Origin of the sequence: Haloarchaeobius iranensis (assembly GCF_900103505.1) — an archaeon.
Taxonomy (GTDB): Archaea; Halobacteriota; Halobacteria; order Halobacteriales; family Natrialbaceae; genus Haloarchaeobius; species Haloarchaeobius iranensis.
Genome location: NZ_FNIA01000006.1, coordinates 40,036 through 58,360, shown reverse-complemented (window position 1 = coordinate 58,360; position 18,325 = coordinate 40,036). Strand labels below are relative to the sequence as shown.

General features: G+C 67.3%; 17 protein-coding genes. 10 read left to right on the top strand and 7 right to left on the bottom strand.

Going from position 1 to position 18,325, the window contains the following annotated elements:
- Nucleotides 1-45: 45 nt before the first annotated feature.
- The gene (locus BLT27_RS06650; protein WP_089732264.1) at nt 46-1,335 is read left to right on the top strand and encodes a hypothetical protein; all 1,290 of its coding nucleotides are present in this window, start codon (nt 46-48) and stop codon (nt 1,333-1,335) included.
- Nucleotides 1,336-1,375: 40 nt separating this feature from the next.
- The gene (locus BLT27_RS06645; RefSeq protein ID WP_089732263.1) at nt 1,376-1,735 is read left to right on the top strand and encodes an HVO_A0114 family putative DNA-binding protein; all 360 of its coding nucleotides are present in this window, start codon (nt 1,376-1,378) and stop codon (nt 1,733-1,735) included.
- A 32-nt stretch (nt 1,736-1,767) separates the two neighbouring features.
- On the opposite strand, the gene BLT27_RS06640 is transcribed toward BLT27_RS06645, so the two are convergent.
- The 3 genes from BLT27_RS06640 to BLT27_RS06630 are packed head-to-tail and all read right to left on the bottom strand — an operon-like array spanning nt 1,768 to nt 5,777.
- The gene (locus BLT27_RS06640; protein ID WP_089732262.1) at nt 1,768-2,790 is read right to left on the bottom strand and encodes an ABC transporter ATP-binding protein; all 1,023 of its coding nucleotides are present in this window, start codon (nt 2,788-2,790) and stop codon (nt 1,768-1,770) included.
- On the bottom strand, nt 2,783-4,669 hold the full coding sequence (locus tag BLT27_RS06635) for an ABC transporter permease (protein WP_089732261.1): 1,887 nt from the start codon (nt 4,667-4,669) through the stop codon (nt 2,783-2,785). The genes BLT27_RS06640 and BLT27_RS06635 overlap by 8 nt, the downstream gene beginning before the upstream one ends.
- Before the next feature lie 25 nt (nt 4,670-4,694).
- Nucleotides 4,695-5,777: a thiamine ABC transporter substrate-binding protein gene (locus BLT27_RS06630; RefSeq protein ID WP_089732260.1), complete on the bottom strand. Its 1,083-nt coding sequence runs from the start codon at nt 5,775-5,777 to the stop codon at nt 4,695-4,697.
- 139 nt (nt 5,778-5,916) lie between these two features.
- Between BLT27_RS06630 and BLT27_RS06625 the strand changes: the two genes are divergently transcribed.
- On the top strand, nt 5,917-7,065 hold the full coding sequence (locus tag BLT27_RS06625; RefSeq protein ID WP_089732259.1) for an AI-2E family transporter: 1,149 nt from the start codon (nt 5,917-5,919) through the stop codon (nt 7,063-7,065).
- Here BLT27_RS06625 and BLT27_RS06620 read toward each other — a convergent pair.
- Nucleotides 7,062-7,841 (bottom strand): sulfurtransferase, encoded by a 780-nt coding sequence (locus tag BLT27_RS06620; protein WP_089732258.1) that lies wholly within the window; start codon nt 7,839-7,841, stop codon nt 7,062-7,064. The genes BLT27_RS06625 and BLT27_RS06620 overlap by 4 nt on opposite strands.
- A gap of 276 nt (nt 7,842-8,117) precedes the next feature.
- Here BLT27_RS06620 and BLT27_RS06615 point away from each other — a divergent pair, with 276 nt between their 5' ends.
- From BLT27_RS06615 to BLT27_RS06605, 3 genes are all read left to right on the top strand, one after another.
- Nucleotides 8,118-8,981: a sulfurtransferase gene (locus tag BLT27_RS06615; protein WP_089732257.1), complete on the top strand. Its 864-nt coding sequence runs from the start codon at nt 8,118-8,120 to the stop codon at nt 8,979-8,981.
- Between the two features lie 238 nt (nt 8,982-9,219).
- The gene (locus BLT27_RS06610; RefSeq protein ID WP_089732256.1) at nt 9,220-10,338 is read left to right on the top strand and encodes a hypothetical protein; all 1,119 of its coding nucleotides are present in this window, start codon (nt 9,220-9,222) and stop codon (nt 10,336-10,338) included.
- 25 nt (nt 10,339-10,363) lie between these two features.
- Nucleotides 10,364-11,092 (top strand): SOS response-associated peptidase, encoded by a 729-nt coding sequence (locus BLT27_RS06605; RefSeq protein WP_089732255.1) that lies wholly within the window; start codon nt 10,364-10,366, stop codon nt 11,090-11,092.
- A 203-nt stretch (nt 11,093-11,295) separates the two neighbouring features.
- Here BLT27_RS06605 and BLT27_RS06600 read toward each other — a convergent pair whose 3' ends face one another.
- Complete coding sequence (locus tag BLT27_RS06600) at nt 11,296-11,904, bottom strand: IS6 family transposase (RefSeq protein WP_089732254.1); 609 nt, start codon at nt 11,902-11,904, stop codon at nt 11,296-11,298.
- A 102-nt stretch (nt 11,905-12,006) separates the two neighbouring features.
- Between BLT27_RS06600 and BLT27_RS19055 the strand changes: the two genes are divergently transcribed.
- Nucleotides 12,007-12,453, top strand: coding sequence for a hypothetical protein (locus BLT27_RS19055; protein ID WP_139172269.1), 447 nt, complete (start codon nt 12,007-12,009; stop codon nt 12,451-12,453).
- Nucleotides 12,454-12,488: 35 nt separating this feature from the next.
- Here BLT27_RS19055 and BLT27_RS06595 read toward each other — a convergent pair whose 3' ends face one another.
- Nucleotides 12,489-14,228 carry an alkaline phosphatase D family protein gene (locus tag BLT27_RS06595; protein WP_089732253.1) on the bottom strand — a complete coding sequence of 580 codons (1,740 nt, stop codon included), beginning with the start codon at nt 14,226-14,228 and terminating at the stop codon, nt 12,489-12,491.
- 361 nt (nt 14,229-14,589) lie between these two features.
- Between BLT27_RS06595 and thsB the strand changes: the two genes are divergently transcribed.
- The 3 genes from thsB to BLT27_RS06580 all read left to right on the top strand — a co-directional run bounded on the left by thsB (nt 14,590) and on the right by BLT27_RS06580 (nt 17,740).
- A complete protein-coding gene (thsB, locus tag BLT27_RS06590; RefSeq protein WP_089732417.1) occupies nt 14,590-16,242 on the top strand; it encodes a thermosome subunit beta in 1,653 nt (550 codons plus the stop codon).
- A 125-nt stretch (nt 16,243-16,367) separates the two neighbouring features.
- On the top strand, nt 16,368-16,814 hold the full coding sequence (locus BLT27_RS06585) for a hypothetical protein (RefSeq protein WP_089732252.1): 447 nt from the start codon (nt 16,368-16,370) through the stop codon (nt 16,812-16,814).
- Nucleotides 16,811-17,740, top strand: coding sequence for a hypothetical protein (locus BLT27_RS06580; protein WP_089732251.1), 930 nt, complete (start codon nt 16,811-16,813; stop codon nt 17,738-17,740). Before BLT27_RS06585 ends, BLT27_RS06580 begins: the two co-directional genes overlap by 4 nt.
- A gap of 5 nt (nt 17,741-17,745) precedes the next feature.
- Here the strand turns inward: BLT27_RS06580 and lrp are convergent, their stop codons facing one another.
- Nucleotides 17,746-18,204, bottom strand: a complete 459-nt coding sequence (gene lrp / locus BLT27_RS06575; RefSeq protein WP_089732250.1) for an HTH-type transcriptional regulator Lrp — start codon at nt 18,202-18,204, stop codon at nt 17,746-17,748.
- Nucleotides 18,205-18,325 lie beyond the last annotated feature (121 nt).

Here is an 18,325-nt window from a genome sequence, read left to right as displayed (position 1 = left end):
CCTGTTTTCGTAAGCCATTTCCGACGGTTAGGGCCATGGGGTGCCATGCGGAGCCCTCCACTCCGACGGCTCGCCTGCTGTCTCCTCCTCGTCCTCGCCGGCTGTGGCGCACCCGTCGCCGACCAGCCGACCGGGACGACCGACGAAGGGGACGCGACGGCCGTCGCACCGACGACGACCGAGCCGACCGCCGTCGAGCGAACCACCGCCACCACAACCGCAGCCGACGGCGACACCGGGGGCGACGAACTGCTCCCGGTGACCCAGTCGCACACCTTCGAGCGGCTCGAAGTCCTGCTCGACGTCGACGCAGAGCGACCGCGGACCCGGGTCGACGACGGCTCCGTACGCCGGAACGTACCCGAACCGTCGCCCGGGTTCGCTCGGAAACTCGGCGTCCCGAACGGGTCGTGGACGAACGAGTGGGGTGTCACGGGAATCGCATCGACCGGTGACGAGGTCCGGCTGGGTCTCTCCGACCGCGCGACGGCACCGACCGTCCGCTCGGTGCTCGTCCACGAGTACGCTCACGCCGTCCAGTACCAGCGTGGCTGGCACGAGGCTGTACAACGGCTCTCCCTGCAGTCTCCCGCGGCGGCACACGCACTCAGCGAGGGCGGTGCGAGCTACGTCGCGACGGCGTACGTCGAGCGCTACGGCGAGACGGCGTCGGACCGACAGCGCGTCTGCGAGCGGTACGAGTCGGGCGACGCGGCGACGAAGCTGACCTTCGCCCCGTACTGCGTCGGCGCGCGCTACATCGCCGCCCGTATCGACGACCCGGCGACCCTCGGGACCGTCTACGAGAACCCGCCGAACACCACCGAACAGCTCCGGCACAACTACTCGCCAACCGAGGAGCCACCCGCGGCGCTCTCGGTGACCCCGACCGGGACCGAGAACTGGAGCGTCGTCCGCGAGCCCGGACCCGGTGGCCCGAATCGCCGCGGGGAGCTCTGGACCTACGCGGTGCTGACGGCCCACCTCTCCGACTCGCGCGCCGACACCGCCGCGACGGGCTGGGGCAACGACACCAGGGTCACGTTCGGCTCGCTCGACGGCACCGGCGACGCCTGGGTCACGCGCTGGGACACCGAGCGCGACGCCGACGAGTTCGAGCAGGCCATCGCGGACCACGTTTCGAACACCACCGCCGGGAACGTCACCGAGGCGAGCTTCCGCGTCGTCCGCGTCGACTCGGCGACCGTCGTGCTGTTCGTCGGTCCCGAGGTGTTCGTCGAGGGCGCGAGCGCCACGGCGACCGACGGGGGTGGCGTCCGTATCCACCCGCCGAACGCGACGGCGGACACGGCCAGTACGGCGGCATCTAGTTAGGGCAAGGTTTAAATCACCATGCGCGAGTTCCTCTGAGGATATGGCCAGTCAGCGTGACGCGGACGGGGAGCCCTTCCGGGTTCGGCTCGAGTCCGCGGACGAGTTCTACCAGCGCATCGACGGAGGGACCGCCGACGCGCTCAGCGTCCGGAGCGAGGCCGAACTCGCACGGCTGTTCGCCCCGGCGAACGTCCGACTCCTCCGGGAGCTCGGGAGTGACGAACCGACCACGGTTGCGGACCTCGCTGGCGTGCTCGACCGCGACGAGGACGAGATCGCCGACGCGCTGAACGTGCTCGAGCGGTTCGGGCTCGTGCGGGTCGACCCGGACGAGAACGGGCGCGTCGAGCGGGCGGCGGTGCGGTACGACAGCGTCGAGATCTCGATTCCGCTGGAGTGAGCACCGGTCGGGTGCCGGTTCGTCGAGCCCTCCTACAGCAGTCGACCGTGTTCGGGCGCGAACCCGAGCGTCACCGCCGCACCGCGCTCGGGCACCCTGCGGTCGGTGCGCCAGACGACCGTCCGGCCGTCCCAGTCGCAGTGGACGCGGGTCGCCTCGCCGAGGAACTCGGACTGCTCGACGGTGAGGGCGAAGCGGTTCTCGGCGGCGTCCCGCCGGAGGTGTTCCGGACGCACGCAGAGGGTGGCGTGGCCGCCGGTGTCCCGACCGGCGGCGTCGAGGCCGTCGACGGTGAACGTGGTGCCGTCGACGCGGACGCCGCCGTCGACGCGCTCGCCGTCGAACAGGTTGTTCTCGCCGACGAACGACGCGACGAACCGGCTCGCCGGCTCGTGGTACACCTCGCGGGGGGTGCCGACCTGCTCGACGCGGCCGTCGTGCATGACGGCGACGCGGTCGGAGACGGCGAGCGCCTCCTCCTGGTCGTGGGTGACGTAGACGGTGGTGATGCCGAGGTCCGTCTGGATGCGTCTCACCTCGCGCCGGAGCTCCTCGCGGAGGCGGGCGTCGAGCGCGCTCATCGGCTCGTCGAGGAGGAGCACGTCTGGTTCGGGGGCGAGTGCACGCGCGAGCGAGACACGCTGTTGCTGGCCGCCAGAGAGTTCGGTCGGGTCGCGGTCGCCGAAGCCGTCGAGGTCGACGAGGGAGAGGAGTTCGGCGACGCGGGCCTCGGGGTCGTCGACGGGGTGGAAGCGCAACCCGTAGCCGATGTTCTCGGCGACGCTCATGTGCGGGAACAGCGCGTAGTTCTGGAAGACGACGCCCACGTCGCGCTCCTCCGGCGGGACGCCGGTCATCTCCCGGCCGCCGAAGCGGAGCTCGCCGGTGTCGGGCGTCTCGAAGCCCGCGATGCTCCGCAGGGTCGTGGTCTTGCCGCAGCCGGAGGGACCGACGAGGGTGAAGAACTCGCCGTCGGCTACGTCGAGGTGTACGTCCGAGAGCGCGACCGCGTCGCCGTAGCTGACTGAGACGCCCTCGAGGGTGAGCTCAGCCACGCTCGACCCTCCCACCGAGGCGGTCGACCACGACGAAGCTGACGGCGGTGACGACGAGCAGCACCGTGCCCATGGCCATCGCGGGCCCGAAGCGACGGCCGAGGTAGCGCTCGACGGCGACCGGCATCGTGTAGGTCACTGTGTCGCCAGCGACGTCGCTCGCCAAAATCACCGTCGAATCGAACTCGCCGATGCTGATGGCGAACGCGAACGCGGCCCCGGCAACGAGGCCGGTCGCGGCCAGCCGGAGCTCGACGTCGAGGAACGCCCGCACCCGGCTCGCGCCGAGGCTCCGAGCGGACTCCACGAGGCGGGGGTCGACGCCCGCGAGCTGTGGCGCGACGTTGCGCACGACGAACGGGTAGGCGGCGACGGCGTGGGCGGCGACGATGGCGACCCCGCCCGTGATGACGAACCGCCAGCCGCCCGGGAGCGAGATGCCGAAGACGAGCCCGCGGAGCAGGCCGATGCCGAAGACGATGCCGGAGACGGCGAACGGGAGCATCGTCGCCGTCTCGAGCAGCGAGCGCCAGCGCCCCTCGCCGGTGCTGGCCACGGAGACGACGAGCCCCATCGGGAGGGCAACGGCGACCGTCGCGACGCCGAACACGAGCGAGTTCCGGATGGCCGGCAGGGGCTTGGTCTGGAAGCTCGCGCCCGACGCCTGCCGCTGCAGCAGGAACTCGTAGTGCCGGAGCGTGAGCCCGCTGCCGTCGGTGAGCCCTTCCAGCACCATCGCCCCGAGCGGGCCGACGAACAGGACGACCACGACGAGGGTGTAGCCCGCGATAGCGAGCCGGCGGGCGTCGAGCGCCCCGACGACACGGCTGCGTGCGAGCCAGGAGCCGGCGGCGTCGCTCGCACGGCCGAACAGCGGCTCGCGTGGCGGCCCCTCGCCGGGGTTCGCGGCGCGCTGGGCCGACTCGTAGCGCAGGTAGGCGTAGGTCACGCCGAGCGAGATGGCCGTCTCCAGCACGGCGAGCGTCGCGGCCTCCTCGAACGCGAGCACCTCCGTGAGCTGGTAGTACACCCAGACCTCGACCGTCGCCAGTTCGAGACCGCCGATGGCGAGGACGATGGGGAACGTGAGGAAGGTAAAGAGGAACGTCAGGAGCGCACCGGTCGCGATGGCCGGCGTCAGCTGCGGGAGCACCACGTCGCGGAACGCGCGGCGGCGGGTCGCGCCGAGGCTCCGGGCGGTCTCGACGGCCCGGTAGTCGACGGACTCCCAGGCCGCCGTCGCGACCCGGGCGACCAGCGGCGCGTTGTAGAACGCGTGGGCGAGAATCACGACGAACAGCGGGTTCGTCTCGATGAGTCGCTGTGGACCGACCCCCACGAGCGCGAGCACGTCGTTCAGCAGGCCGGCCTGCCCGAACGCCGCGTAGAAGCCGCTCGCGACCATGATGCCCGGAAGGACGAAGGGGACGATGGTCAGCGAGCGGAGGGTGCGTCGCCCCCGGAACTCGTAGTTCGCGAGGACGTACGCACCGGGTAGGCCGATGGCGACGCTGGCGAGCGTCGACAGCACGGCCTGGTAGGCGGTGAACCCGAAGAGCCCCTTGCTGAGCGGCGGGGTGTCCACGCCGCCTGGGCCGACCGAGACGCCGGCGAACCACGAGCCAACGTTGTCGAGGTGGACCCCGACGGCGAACGGCCGGGCGAACAGCTCCGCGAGGACGCCGGTGTAGAACGGGTCGGTGAGGGTGCTCGCGAAGGAGTCGAGCGGCCTGGAACCGCCGAACGCCTCGGCGAACACCAGCCCGACCGGGAAGTAGAGCACGAGCAGGAGGACGCCCGCGGTCACGACGGTGGCCGCGACGGCGAGGCTGCGGAGTGTGCGGTCCGCGGACAGTCCGGTCCACTCGCGCCGGCTCATGGCTCCCCGAACTCGCCCCCTCGAGTTAGTTGCTCGCGATGGTGCGTGCCCACTCGTCAACCCATCCCGAGAGGTTGCCCTCGAGCTCCTCGTAGCCGAAGGAGACGGCCTCGGGCGGGCGGTGGGCGTACTGGGCGAACGAGTCGTCGAGGTCGACCTGGTCGTCGGTCACGGCGGGGAACTGGACGTTCTGGACCGCGATTTCGGCCTGGGTCTCGCCGCGGAGCATGAAGTTCAAGAAGTCCGTGGCCAGGTCGACGTTCCCGGAGTCCTCGACGACGGCCATCCCCTCGGGGTTGGCGTAGCCCTGGTCCTCGAGGAAGCCGATCCGGTGCCGGCTCATCGGGAGGTCGTCCTCGTTGGCGAACACCTGGTCGGTGGAGTAGGAGACGACCATCGGGCGCTCGGACTCGAGGTAGGCGCTGTAGGCGTCCCACCAGCTCCCGAGGATACGCACGTCGTTCGCCTGGAGGTCGCGCCAGTAGTCGAGGTAGCCGTCCGCGCCGAACTCGTTGATGGTCCAGAGGAGGAAGGCCTGTCCCGAGTCCGCGCTCTGGGCGTTCTGTGCGAGGAGCGTCCCTTCGTACGCCGGGCTGGTCAGGTCGTCGAACGTCGCCGGCTCGTCGACCGCCTCCTCGTCGTAGACGAGGCTGATGTAGCCGGTGTCGTACGGGAGGACGCGGCTCTTGGGGTCGCCGAACTCCAGCTCGGGACGGAGGTGCTCGGCGTTCGAGACGAAGTCGCGGTCGAGCTCGCGGAACAGCCGCGTGTCGTCGCCGAGCGTGGCGTCGATGGTCACGAGGTCGTCCACGTTCAGCCCGACGTAGACGTCGGCCTCGACCGGCGCGCCCTGTTGCTTCCGCTGGACGTAGTTCGTGACGCCGTTCTCGGGCGTCACGTACTCGACGGTCACGTCGTCGTACTCGGCCTCGAAGTTCTGCTTTATCCACCCACCGGGGCTGGACGACGGCGAGTCGACGAACGACTCGTACGTCGCGACCGTCAGTGTGCCGCTCGGCTCCCCGCCACCACCGCCCTGGGTCAGACAGCCCGCGAGTGCGAGTGCCCCCGCCGACCCTGCACCACTCAGGAACGCTCTGCGTCTCATTAGTGGGTGATTGCACTCGGTGGTACAAAAGGGGCGTGATGTGGCGGAACGGGCGTTCGTGCGACGATTTCCGGAGGGCGGCATCGGGTCGCCGGGAGGACGGAGTATTTTTCTATCCCCGCGATGACGTAGTCAAGTGATGGAGTTGAACCGCCGACTCGGACTCGCACTGGTGGTGGTCGTCGTCGGCGCCCTCACCTGGAGTGTCATCTCGGCCGTGTTCGGAACGGTGTTCTTCGCGTTGACGGTCGCGAGCGTCGTGCTCCCGCTCCAGAAGCGACTCGAGGCCCGCGGCATCCCCGAGTACTGGGCGGCGGTCGTCACCACCGGCGCGACCTTCGTCGGTGGCGTCGTCGTGTTCTCGCCGCTGTTCGTGGTCGCGTACCTCCGCCGGGAGCAGATGTTCGGGCTCGTCCAGACGCTGCCGGAGACCTTCTCCGTGACCGCCCTTGGGACGACGTACGAGCTCTCGCTCGAGGAGGCCCAGTCGATGGCGCTGGACTTGATGACGGTGCTGCTGGAGGACGCGGCGCGGGCCGCACCGGACCTCAGCCTGAAGGTCCTCGTGTTCGTGATGGTGCTGTTCGGCTTCCTCATCGGACAGGACCACGCGTACCGGACCGTACTGGGGGTCGTCCCCGTCGAGTACCGTGACGCGATGCGAGCGCTCCACGAGCGGACGAAGGACACGCTACAGGCGATCTACCTGCTCCAGATCGCTACCGCGGTGGGGACGTTCGCGATGGCGCTTCCCACGTTCTGGCTGCTCGGCTACGACTTCCCCGTCACGATGGCGGTCATCGCGGGCGTCCTCCAGTTCCTGCCGGTCATCGGGCCGAGCCTGCTCATCGGCGCGGCCGCACTGTACCACATGAGCGTCGGGGACGTGAACGCAGCAATCCTGATCGTCGTCGTTGGTGGCGTCGTCATCGCCTACCTGCCGGACGCGCTCATCCGGCCGCGGCTGGCGGCGATGACCGCCGACATGCCGGGCAGTCTCTACTTCGTGGGATTCGTCGGTGGTCTGCTCACGGTCGGCCCGGTCGGGGTCATCATGGGGCCGCTGGCGGTCGCGCTGTTCACGGAGAGCGTGACGTTGCTCTCCGACGAGGTGCCGGAGGTTCCAGTCCCAGACGAGGGGGACGACGAGGTGCCGGACGACGGTGCCGAGGGCGGGCTGACGGACGCCGGGGGGCCGCCGCCGGACGCCGAGGGTACCGACACCGACGGCGGGACGGACGTGCCCGAGCCGGAAGTCGACGCTGACCCGGACGGCGACGACGGCTAGGCGGTCTCCAGCGGGCCGTCGATGGACTCCCACTCGGTGAGGCTCCCTTCGAAGAAGGAGACGTCCTCGTAGCCGAGGTGGTCGAGGACGACGTAGGTGTGGCTGATGCGCCGGGCGGTGTTGCAGTAGAGGACGACCCGACGGTCGGGCGTGATACCGCGTGTCTCGAGTAGCTCCCTGAGCTCGGCTTCTGGTTTCAGTCCGCGGCTCTCCTCGTCGACGAACTCGCGCCAGTCGAGCAGCTGTGCGCCGGGGATGTGGCCCTCCTCGTACTCCCAGTCCTCGCGGGTGTCGACGAGGACGGCGTCTGTGTCGAGCGCGGCGAGGACGTCCGCCGCGTCGACCAGCGGCCAGTCCTCGTCGAACCGGCCCACGTACTCGGTCGGCTCGACCTCGGGCGTGCCGCTCTCGGTCTCGTGGGCGAGCCGCCAGGCTGAGAAGTCGCCATCGAGGAGGTGGACGTCCGCGTGCCCGTACGCGAGCGCGGTGACGACGAACCGAGCGGCGAACACGCCGTGGGTGTCGTCGTAGGCGACGAGCGTGTCGTCGGTCGCGACGCCGGCGGCCGAGAGGAGGGCGTTCCAGTCGTCGGGGTCCGGCAGGGTGCCCGGTGCGTCGCTGGCCTCGTCACGGAACGAGTCGAACGGCACCGAGACCGCGCCGGGGATGTGGCCGATTCCCTCGTACTCCCAGGCGTCGCGCACGTCCACGACCCGTACCGAGTCCAGTTCGTCGGCGAGCCACTCCCGGGAGACTACCCGTGGCGCGTCTATCATGGACGACAGTACGTCTCGGGGCGGTTAAGCACCCACGATGCCGGCGGAACCCCCCGTCTCGTAGAGGTCGGCAACTGTTGCCGATTGTTGGCCTGCGAACAACTATCGGGCGACGGATAGTTCGGCCGGCGACCGCACCGTGGGGGTGTCCGTGTGCCACGGACTGGCGGCCGGGTCCGGCCCAACCACCGGCGATTCTCTCCGCTTCGGCCGATGACCGGCGGGCGATGCCGGTGTGGAACAGGAATATACCCCTGTAGCGATAACTACGGGTGTATGACTGACTACGCGAAAGACGTACTCGTCTCGGCCGACTGGGTCGAGGACAACCTCGAGGAGTTCCAGAGCGACGACCCCGCACACCGACTCGTGGAGGTCGACGTCGACACGGAAGCCTACGACGAGGGCCACGCGCCCGGCGCCATCGGCTTCAACTGGGAGACACAGCTCCAGGACCAGACCACCCGTGACATCCTCACGAAGGCGGACTTCGAGGAGCTGCTCGGGAGCCACGGCATCACCGAGGACTCGACCGTCGTCCTCTACGGCGACAACTCGAACTGGTTCGCGGCGTACACGTACTGGCAGTTCAAGTACTACGGCCACGACGACGTGAAGCTCATGGACGGTGGCCGCGACTACTGGCTCGAGCACGACTACCCGCTCACGGCGGACGTGCCCGAGTTCGACGCCGTCGACTACACCGCCAGCGGCCCGCGCGAGAGCATCCGCGCGTACCGCGAGGACGTCGAGAACGCCATCGAGCGCGGCGTCCCCCTCGTCGACGTGCGTTCGCCCGAGGAGTTCAAGGGCGAGATCCTCGCGCCCCCGGGACTGCAGGAGACCGCCCAGCGCGGCGGCCACATCCCCGGCGCCCAGAACATCTCCTGGGCGGCGGTGACGAACGACGACGGCACGTTCAAGACCGCCGACGAGATCCGCGAGCTGTACGCCGACAAGGGCATCGACGGCGACTCGACGACCGTCGCCTACTGCCGCATCGGCGAGCGCTCCTCGGTCGCCTGGTTCGCGCTCCACGAGCTGCTCGGCTACGAGGACGCTATCAACTACGACGGCTCCTGGACCGAGTGGGGCAACCTCGTCGGTGCCCCCATCGAGAAGGGCGAGGCGGACGACTGACGCGAGGTCGAGCGCAGCGAGACCTCGGTCTGGCGAGCGGGGAGGAACGACCCGCGAGCGTTAGCGAGGGAGTTCGCCTCGAGAAGTGAGGCGGGGAGTGGGGCGACCCGCCGAACAGGCCGAAGCCGACTGACCGCTCCCCGACTCCGCAGCGACCCCGACGGTTCCCACTTTTTCGACGGTCAGTTCCTGACAGCGGGCAGTAACTTTATCGCCCCCACGCGTCTTGGCGAGGGACATGAGGGAGGACCTCGATTTCCGACACGCGACGGCGCTGGGGGTCGTCGTGACGCTGCTGATGCTCGCGTTGCTACCGACAGCACCCGCCGTCCCGCTGCTGTTCGGGCTGACGGCCGTCGTCGTGCCGATGCTGCTCGCGACGGCCGAGCGGAAGCGATACGCGCTGGCGGGAACGGCGTACTGCCTGTCGCTGGGCCTCGTTCTGGCGGTGGTCGACGCCGTCCTCGGATTGGCCGAAGGCAACACGCTGGTCGCCGGACTGCTCGTCTTCGGCGTGGCGAGTCTGCTCGTCGTCACCGCGAAGACGGTCGGCCGGCGACTGGCCCGGCGGACCGTCGGGCTGCTCGTCGGCGAGGAGTACGCCGCCCGCGTGTTCGACGCGATGGCCTCCATCGCGGCGCTCGCGGGGCTGGTGTGGACGCTGCTGACCGCCGCGGAGAAGGTGAGCCGATACGCGGGCTTCGGCGTCGGCGGCGCGGCGACGCTCGCGCTGAGCCTCGTCGGCGTCGAGTACAACGTGACGGTGCCGATGCTCGGCGGGGAGGTCGACGCCGTGCTATTCCTGTTCGTCGGCTGCATCCTCGCGGGCTTCTACACGTTCGAGTCGCTGCACACGACCTGGCTCGCCGCGAAGGAGACGGCGAAGAAGGGCGCCGACGCCGGCGGGACGGTGAAGTCGAAGACGGCCTCGGCGGTGGCGGACCGGCGCGGCGGGGGCGGCTCCGCCGGCGGCCGAGACCACGAGGAGCGAATCGAACGGGACGTGGCCGAACACACCGAGGCACGGACGCGTCGGCGCGACCCGGACGAGCACCGTGCCGCCGGCGAGCGGCGGCGCGGGCGAGACCGCAGCGACAGCCGTGACCGTCGTGACAGCTGCGACCGGGGGGACCGGCGTGACAGGAGTGAGCAGGGCGGTCGGCGCACGGACCGCGACGCCCGCGGTGACAGGCACGACCGCGAGACCGGGACGAACGGGCGCCGGGCCGACGAACGACGCGACCGCCGTGATGCCGACGAGCGGGGTGACGGCAGCAGCCGACGCCGGAGCGGGAGCCGCCGCCGGCGCGACCGCCGGGACGAGGACGGGGACGACGACCGCGATGCACGGTCGTAAGTAGTCCCCGTGCGTACGTGCGGTCATGTGTGGACGGTACAGCCTGTTCGTCGACACCGACGAGCTGGCGTCGGCGTTCGGCGTCCGAGTGCCCGAGCGGTTCGAGCCGCGGTACAACGCCGCGCCGGGACAGGACCTGCCGGTGATTCGTAGCGACGGCGACGACGAGCTCTCGGACGCGAACTGGGGTCTGGTCCCGTCGTGGGCCGACGACCCGGCGGACGCGAGCAAGCCCATCAACGCGCGCTCCGAGACCGTGCGCGCGAAACCGACGTTCCGGGCGGCGTTCGAGGGTGATGGCGACGACGAGGCGGTGACGGCGGGCCGCTGTCTCGTCCCCGCCGACGGCTTCTACGAGTGGGTCGAGACCGGGAGCGGCAAGCAGCCCTACCGGGTGACGATGGAGGACGACGCCCCGTTCGCGATGGCCGGGCTGTTCGCCGTCTGGGAGGGCGTCGAGCGCCAGCCCGGCCTCGACGCGTTCGCTGGCGGGTCGGCAGAGCCGGAGACGAAACGGCACGTCTCGTTCACCGTGCTGACGACGGAGCCGAACGAACTCGTGGCGGACCTGCACCACCGGATGGCGGTGCTGCTCGCGCCTGAAGAGTACGAGACGTGGCTCCACGGGGACGCGGACGAGGCAGAGACGCTGCTCGACCCCTATCCCGCCGACGCGATGCGAGCGTACCCGGTATCGACGGCGGTGAACGACCCGTCGAACGACGGGCCGAGCATTATTGAAGAGAGTAACTAGGAAGAGAGGCGGTCCTTGCTAACGAACAATCCGCTGGTTCCATCGTCTTCGGTCGTTGTCGTCTCATGATCCACAGAACTGTTTGTAGTGTAGGTAATCCCAATCGAACACGGGAACGATGCAGTCAGTCCAAAGGAATTACACGGCCCATTCCACGTATGATCGTATAAAGCTAATATTTTTGTGTCTGTGTCGGGTCGCGTTCAGATTAGCTGATTCCATGCGAAGGCGAATGATTTGAGCCACTCGTCAGCAGTTTCAGCTTCGGCGTGGCTGAAACAGTTCGAGAAAGAGGTAGTTCTGCGTTTTGCCTCTCGAAAGACACGTTCGACACTGTTTCGATTTCCGTGTTTCTCGTAGCGGAAATCGAGCCCATGACGGGTGCAGGCGTCTTTCAGCGGTGTCGCGCCGTCGTGTTTCTCGCGCAGTTCCGTGAAGAACGCGTGAGCGAGCACGTTCGTTCTGGTTGGTTGGAGCTTCGTATGCAGCAATTCGTTGGTTTTGGGGTCGACGGCAGCGTACAGCCAGTACCGTTCGTTATCGAGTTGGATCACGGTCTCGTCAACGGCGACGTGATCCGGTGAGTGACCATCCTCGGGCAGTAGATCAGCCTTGTGCACCCAGTTGTGAACGGTCGATTTGACACGGTCAACACCGAACAGTTCGAGAATCGAAACAGTATCCGAAAGCGAGAGGCCAGCAAGATGTAGCTGAATACTGAGCTTCATCAACGGCTGCGATGTCGCTTCGCGCTCCACAAAACCTAACTCGATCTCGTCCATACCCCCGTTGACGACGGCGTTTTCGGGCATAGAACACTTCGAAAATGCCGTTCCTCACCTTTCAATGCTTATCTGAACACCGCCACTAGCAATCACCAAATGCATTTTGACCCTGGTGAGGAATAGAGGAACATGAAACGTAGAGCAGTTCTCGGTTCTCTCCTTGCATCGTTGTCCGGCTGTTCGTCACTTACAAATCAGCAGAGTGGCTCGAAGCAGAAAATAAATGTTGTCGTCCGGAATTACCACCCTGAGCCAGTAACTATGACTGTCTTTTTTACGGACGAACAGGGGGAGACGATGTTCTCCAGACGGTATCAACTTGGCGGTGGTGGCTATACAAACGAGGAACACGAGTTCCGGGGGCGACCTGAGAGAGTGTACGTTGTAACCACCGAATCAAAAGTGAATATCAAGAATATCGCGGTCTCTTGCCCCACATCGTCAGAAGTCAACTATGGGGTTGCACAATTAGAAAATGGGAATATTCAGTCGGGTTACACTTGCAGTGAGTACCGCAAATTTAGCGAAGTGGAAGGAGGGACACACGCTCCAGTAGGTTCCACTGAGGCTACCTGAAAAAACTGCGTCTTCGTGGTCCGAATCGCGCTACGCTACTCCTGGTACAACTCCTCGATCTCGATGTCGCCGTTCGGGGTGCGGTACTCGGCGAGCTTCTCCTTCGTCGCGTTCGCGGAGTTCTCCTCTTTGTCGACGCTGTAGACGGTGTACGTACAGTCCTCGGTCGTGAACTCGACGACGGCGTAGCCGTGGTGATGCCAGTCGACGTAGGAGAGATGTTCGTTCTCCTCTTTGGCGATGGCGGCGAGGGCGTCGCGGTCCCAGTCGTCGGGGAAGTCGACGACGTCGGCGGCGTTGACGCTGGTGACCGAGGGCGTCATGAGCTCGACGCCGACGCGGTCGTAGTCCCACTGCCAGTCGATCTCGCCGTAGCCCTCCATCATGTAGCCGGCCATCGCGCAGTGGAGGTCGCCGGTGAGCGTGACGAAGTTCTGCGGGTCGGTCTCCGCGACGTGCTGCATCAGCTCCCAGCGCTCGTACTGGAAGCCGTCCCAGGAGTCGTGGATGAACTCGATCTGGTCGAACCCGTCGCCCTTCGTCAGCGGCATGTTGAGCACCTCGTTCGCCCAGGTGGTCCAGGTGGCGTCGGAGCCGGCGACCCAGGACTCGAACCAGGCCTGCTGTTCGTCGCCGAGGACGGTCCGGTCTTCGGCCTCCTCGTCGGTGCAGGTGACGGTCGCGTCCTCGCACGGTGGGCCGTCGCGGTAGAGGCGCTCGTCGGTGAACGCGAGGTCGACGAGGTCGCCGAAGCGGAACTGCCGCCAGAGCTGGAACTGCTCGTGCAGCTGCTCGGCGGCGGGGTCGTACTCGACGCGCATCGGCATGTGCTCGACCCACGCCTGGATGCCGTTGGCCGTGACTTCGAGGGCGAACTCCGGGTCGTCGCCGCCTTCCTTGTCCGGGAGGACCGGGGAGCCGGTCGCGTAGTCCCAGTAGCGGTTGTTGCCGATCTCGTGGTCGTCCCAGCCCGCGATGAGGGTGTGCTGTTCGAGGCCCTCCTGGAGCAGCGGGTCGGCCTTGTACGTGTTGTAGAGGTGCCGGAAGTCGTCGAGGGACTCCGCGAGGGACGCGCCGCTCGGGAGCTCGAGGTCGCGTCCGGGTTTGATGCCCTCGGTCGGGGAGACGTACGCGCCGTCGGCCGACTCGTAGATGAAGTCGCCGAGGTGGACGAGGAAGTCGACGTCCTCGTTCGCGAGGTGGTGGTACGCGCCGTAGTAGCCGTTCTGGTAGTCCTGACAGGTGAGGACGGCGAACGACACGGAGTCGACGCTCTCGTCGGGGGCCGGCAGTGTCCGGAGCCGGCCGGCGCGGGTGGCGGTGTCGCCGTAGACGAACTGGTAGTGGTAGAACCGGTCGCTGTCGAGCTCGCCATCGAGGTCGACGGTGACGGTGTAGTCGTGTTTGGGGCCGATCTCGCTCGCCGGGACGCTCCCCTCGAACACGACGTCCTCGAAGCTCTCGTCGGTGGCGACCTGGACGCCGAGTGGCTGGTCGTCCTGGTACGCCGAGGGGGCGATTCGCGTCCAGACGAGCGCACCCGCAGCCGTGGGGCCGCCGCTCATCACGGACTGGGGGAACGTCTCGTCGGGGTCCGCTGCGGGGTCGACCGAGAACGGGGAGCCGGTGCCGTCGTCGTCGGGTGCGACCGGCTCGGCGATAGCCCGCTCGCCGAGCATGCTCGCGAGACCGCCAGCTACGGCGGTGGTGCCGACGCTCCGCAGGAAGCCACGTCGGTTGGTCTGTACGTGCCGGGGGGTGCCGTCGTCGGACATCGAGTAGAGGCTGTCCGGCACCGACCGTGAAACTGTCGGAAATAATATATTTATGGGTGCCGATGGCAATGTCGAATGGTGGATGTATATTTACCACACGATAGCCAGGAATTTACCGGCCGTGTAGTGACGACTATCGATACGAGCGCGGTCGGCAGCGACGGGCCGAGCAACGATATATAAATCCCGGGGATTGCGGTCTCCATCGCACGTCTGTGTCGTGTTACTGTTTGTCAATGTGGGCGGCAGAATGGGCTGCAGTACTGCGGTTCTGACGAGCCGTCCCGAACGGACTCCGTCCAACGGCGGGACACGGAACGCCAACTTTTATATAGAATCACATTCATAGATTCGAGTGACCATGAGCCAGCGAATGCAGCAGGGACAGCCGATGATCGTGATGTCCGAGGAATCCCAGCGCGTCAAGGACCGTGACGCGCAGGAGTACAACATCCAGGCCGCTCGCGCGGTCGCCGAGGCCGTACGCTCCACACTCGGCCCGAAAGGGATGGACAAGATGCTCGTCGACTCGATGGGCGACGTGACCATCACGAACGACGGCGTCACCATCCTGAAGGAGATGGACATCGACAACCCGACGGCCGAGATGATCATCGAGGTCGCCGAGACGCAGGAGGACGAGGCCGGCGACGGCACCACGACGGCCGTCGCGGTCGCGGGTGAGCTCCTGAAGAACGCCGAGGACCTCCTCGAGCAGGACATCCACCCGACCGCCATCATCAAGGGCTTCCACCTCGCGAGCCAGCAGGCCCGCGAGGAGATCGACGACATCTCCGAGGACGTCGACGCCGACGACGAGGACCTCCTCCGGAAGGTCGCCGAGACCTCGATGACCGGCAAGGGTGCCGAGCTCGACAAGGAGCACCTCGCCCAGATCATCGTCGAGGCAATCAGCTCGGTCACCGTCGAGGGGCAGGTCGACATGCAGTACCTCAACATCGAGACCCAGACGGGTCAGTCCGCCTCCAACTCCGAGCTCCTGAAGGGCGCGGTCATCGACAAGGACCCCGTCCACGACAACATGCCGAAGTCCGCCGAGGAGGCGAACATCCTCCTGCTCAACGAGGCCGTCGAGATCGAGGAGACCGACGTCGACACCGAGGTCAACGTCACGGACCCGAGCCAGCTCCAGCAGTTCCTCGACCAGGAGGAGAAGCAGCTCAAGCAGAAGGTCCAGCAGATCGTCGACTCCGGCGCCGACGTCGTCTTCTGCCAGAAGGGTATCGACGACCTCGCACAGCACTACCTCGCGAAGGAGGGCATCCTCGCCGTCCGTCGCGTGAAGAAGGCCGACGTGCGCTTCCTGCGCGAGATCCTCGGCGCGAACATCGTCTCCGACCTCGACGACTTCGGCCCCGAGGACCTCGGCTTCGGTAACGTCGAGCGCGACGACGAGGACGAGCTGTTCTACGTCAAGGGCGCGGAGAACGCCCACGGCGTGACTCTCCTCCTGCGCGGCTCCACCGACCACGTCGTCGACGAGCTGGAGCGCGGTGTCAGCGACGCGCTCGACGTCGTCGCACAGACCGTCTCCGACGGCCGCGTCGTCGCCGGCGGCGGTGCCATCGAGGTAGAGGTCGCGGACCGTCTCCGCAGCTTCGCCGACGGCGTCGAGGGCCGCGAGCAGCTGGCCGTCGAGGCCTTCGCGGACTCGCTGGAGCTCGTCCCGCGCGTCCTCGCCGAGAACGCCGGCCTGGACTCCATCGACACGCTCGTCGACCTGCGCGCCGCCCACGAGGGCGGCGACAAGCGGTCCGGGCTGAACGTCTTCAGCGGCGAGGTCGAGGACACCTTCGAGTCGGGCGTCGTCGAGCCCGCCCACTCCAAGGAGCAGGCCCTGTCCTCCGCCACCGAGGCCGCGAACCTCGTCCTCAAGATCGACGACATCATCTCCGCCGGTGACCTGAGCACCGACAAGGGTGACGACGAGGGCGGCGCACCCGGCGGCATGGGTGGCATGGGTGGCATGGGCGGCATGGGCGGTGCGATGTGAACGCCGGCTAGGTAACTCACACCCCCACCTGCCAGCCGTACAGCCGACGACCGAGCGCTTCTTTCGCGGGCGACTCGACGCCGAGCGAGTAGCTTTTTGTGTCATCGAGCTGGCGATAGAGACGTATGCCGACACGACGAGCCGTCCTGGCCGGACTGGCGACGACTACGCTCGGTGGCTGTGGGGCGTTCCCGCCGGACCGGTCGGCTCCGTCGACGAACGCCTTCACCGGGCCGCAGGTCGACGTCGACCTCTCCTGCGACGCGGCGGCCGGGGAACTGCGCTGTGTCGCCGACTCGGGGACGACGCTGACGGCCGAGAACACCGGGCGGGTCGTCGTCGCGCGGCCGGACCACGACGACGTGGTGTGGGTGTCCCGCGAGTCGGTGCCGCGTCTGCCCCCGGCCGAGTCGGTCCGCCAGGCGTTCCCGCTGGAGCCGGGCGACCAACTGTCGATAGCGACGCCGGAACCTGTCGGCGAAGTACATGTCTACCACTGGAGCCCGGACGCCCTGAGACAGACCACGTTCGCAGTCGACGAGTTCGGAACGATGTCGGGGCCCGACGGATGAACTGGCGCTGGCCGTTCGCGGCCGACGTTCGCTGGCGGCTGGTCGTCTCCGGGTTCCTCGCGTTCCTGCTCGTCACCGGCGGGCTCGTCGCCTACGTCCGTATCGCCGACGTGCACGGCCCAGGGCCGGCACACCGCATCTCCACGGAGTCGGAACCGGGCGAGATGATAGCGACCGCCAACGAGGCGTTCCAGCACGTCGATCACCGGACGGTCACGCGGGTCTACCTGCAGAACGGGAGCGAGCGCGAGCGGGCGTTCGCGTTCGAACACCTGTACGACTACTCCGACCGGCAGTACCTGGCACAGATGGTCAACGACAGGGCCGTCAGCAGCGGCGGTAGCGGCCGGCCGCAGTATACGCCGTACAGCCGCCTGTTCGTGACGCGACTGGAGACGGCCGGTGGCACCTGGTACCTCACCGACGGCCGGCTCGTGGTGGACGAAGACGCCCCACAGCAGGGCAGCATCGGGGAGTATCGGTTCCAGGAGCCCGATGCGGTCAGGGCGACGACGGACCGTCCGGCCTCGCTGTGGCACCTCCCGTTCGCCGGGAACGTCTTCCTGCAGGGGGCGTCCGCGGCCGACTGGTCGGTCGTCTCGGAGAACGAGTCCACGGTCGTGCTGGGCATCGAGGACCACGAGGAGTACTACGAGACCCGTCGGATGTACTGGGCGACGGATATCCACGAGGGCAGTTCCATCCGGGTGTACATCGACCGGGCGTCCGGGCGGGTGGACCGCATCGTCGAGCACCGGGTTGCGTCGTACCGGGTCGTGGGGCCGGACGGCGGGAGAGTCGAGGAACGGCGACACTACGTCGTCGTGACGGAGTTCAGCGAGTACGGCACGCTGGACGTGGAACGTCCGGGCGGCGTGGGGTCACCGACGCTCGCCGAGCTATGGTGGGACTTCCTGCACTACTGAGTCGTTCAGTCGTCCACTTCGAGCGAGAACTGCTCGTTCTCGCAGACGGAGTTCAGCACGACGCTGGTGTTCGACTCGTTGATCTCGGGGTCGGTGAGCAGGCGCTTGATCTGCTCGTTCATCCCATCCGTGTCGGTGAACTTCCCGATGGCGATGACGTCGTAGTCACCGGTGACCTCGTAGACGGAGACCATCTGCTTCTCCGTCCGGAGTCTGTCGGTGATGTCGGGAAGGGCACTCCCCTCGACTTTGAGCTGGAGGATGGCGGTCACGTCGTAGCCGAGCAGGTCGTAGTCCACCTTCGGCGTGTAGCCACGGATGACCCCCTCGTCCTCCAGTGCGGAGACGTGGTTCGAGACCGTCGTCACGGAGACGTCGAGCTGCTCGGCGAGGCTCCGCAGGCTCGCGTCGCCGTTGTCCAGAAGTGCATTCACCAACTTCGCGTCGAGATTTTCGTACGTCATTGTATCTACGATACGCCCCCAGACATTAGAAGTTTACGAACATCCAATTCCGCATGCTGCTCCCGAGATTTGCGTATAACAGCAGGGTTTTAGTACTGGCAATAGTTGGGTTAGCTGACCA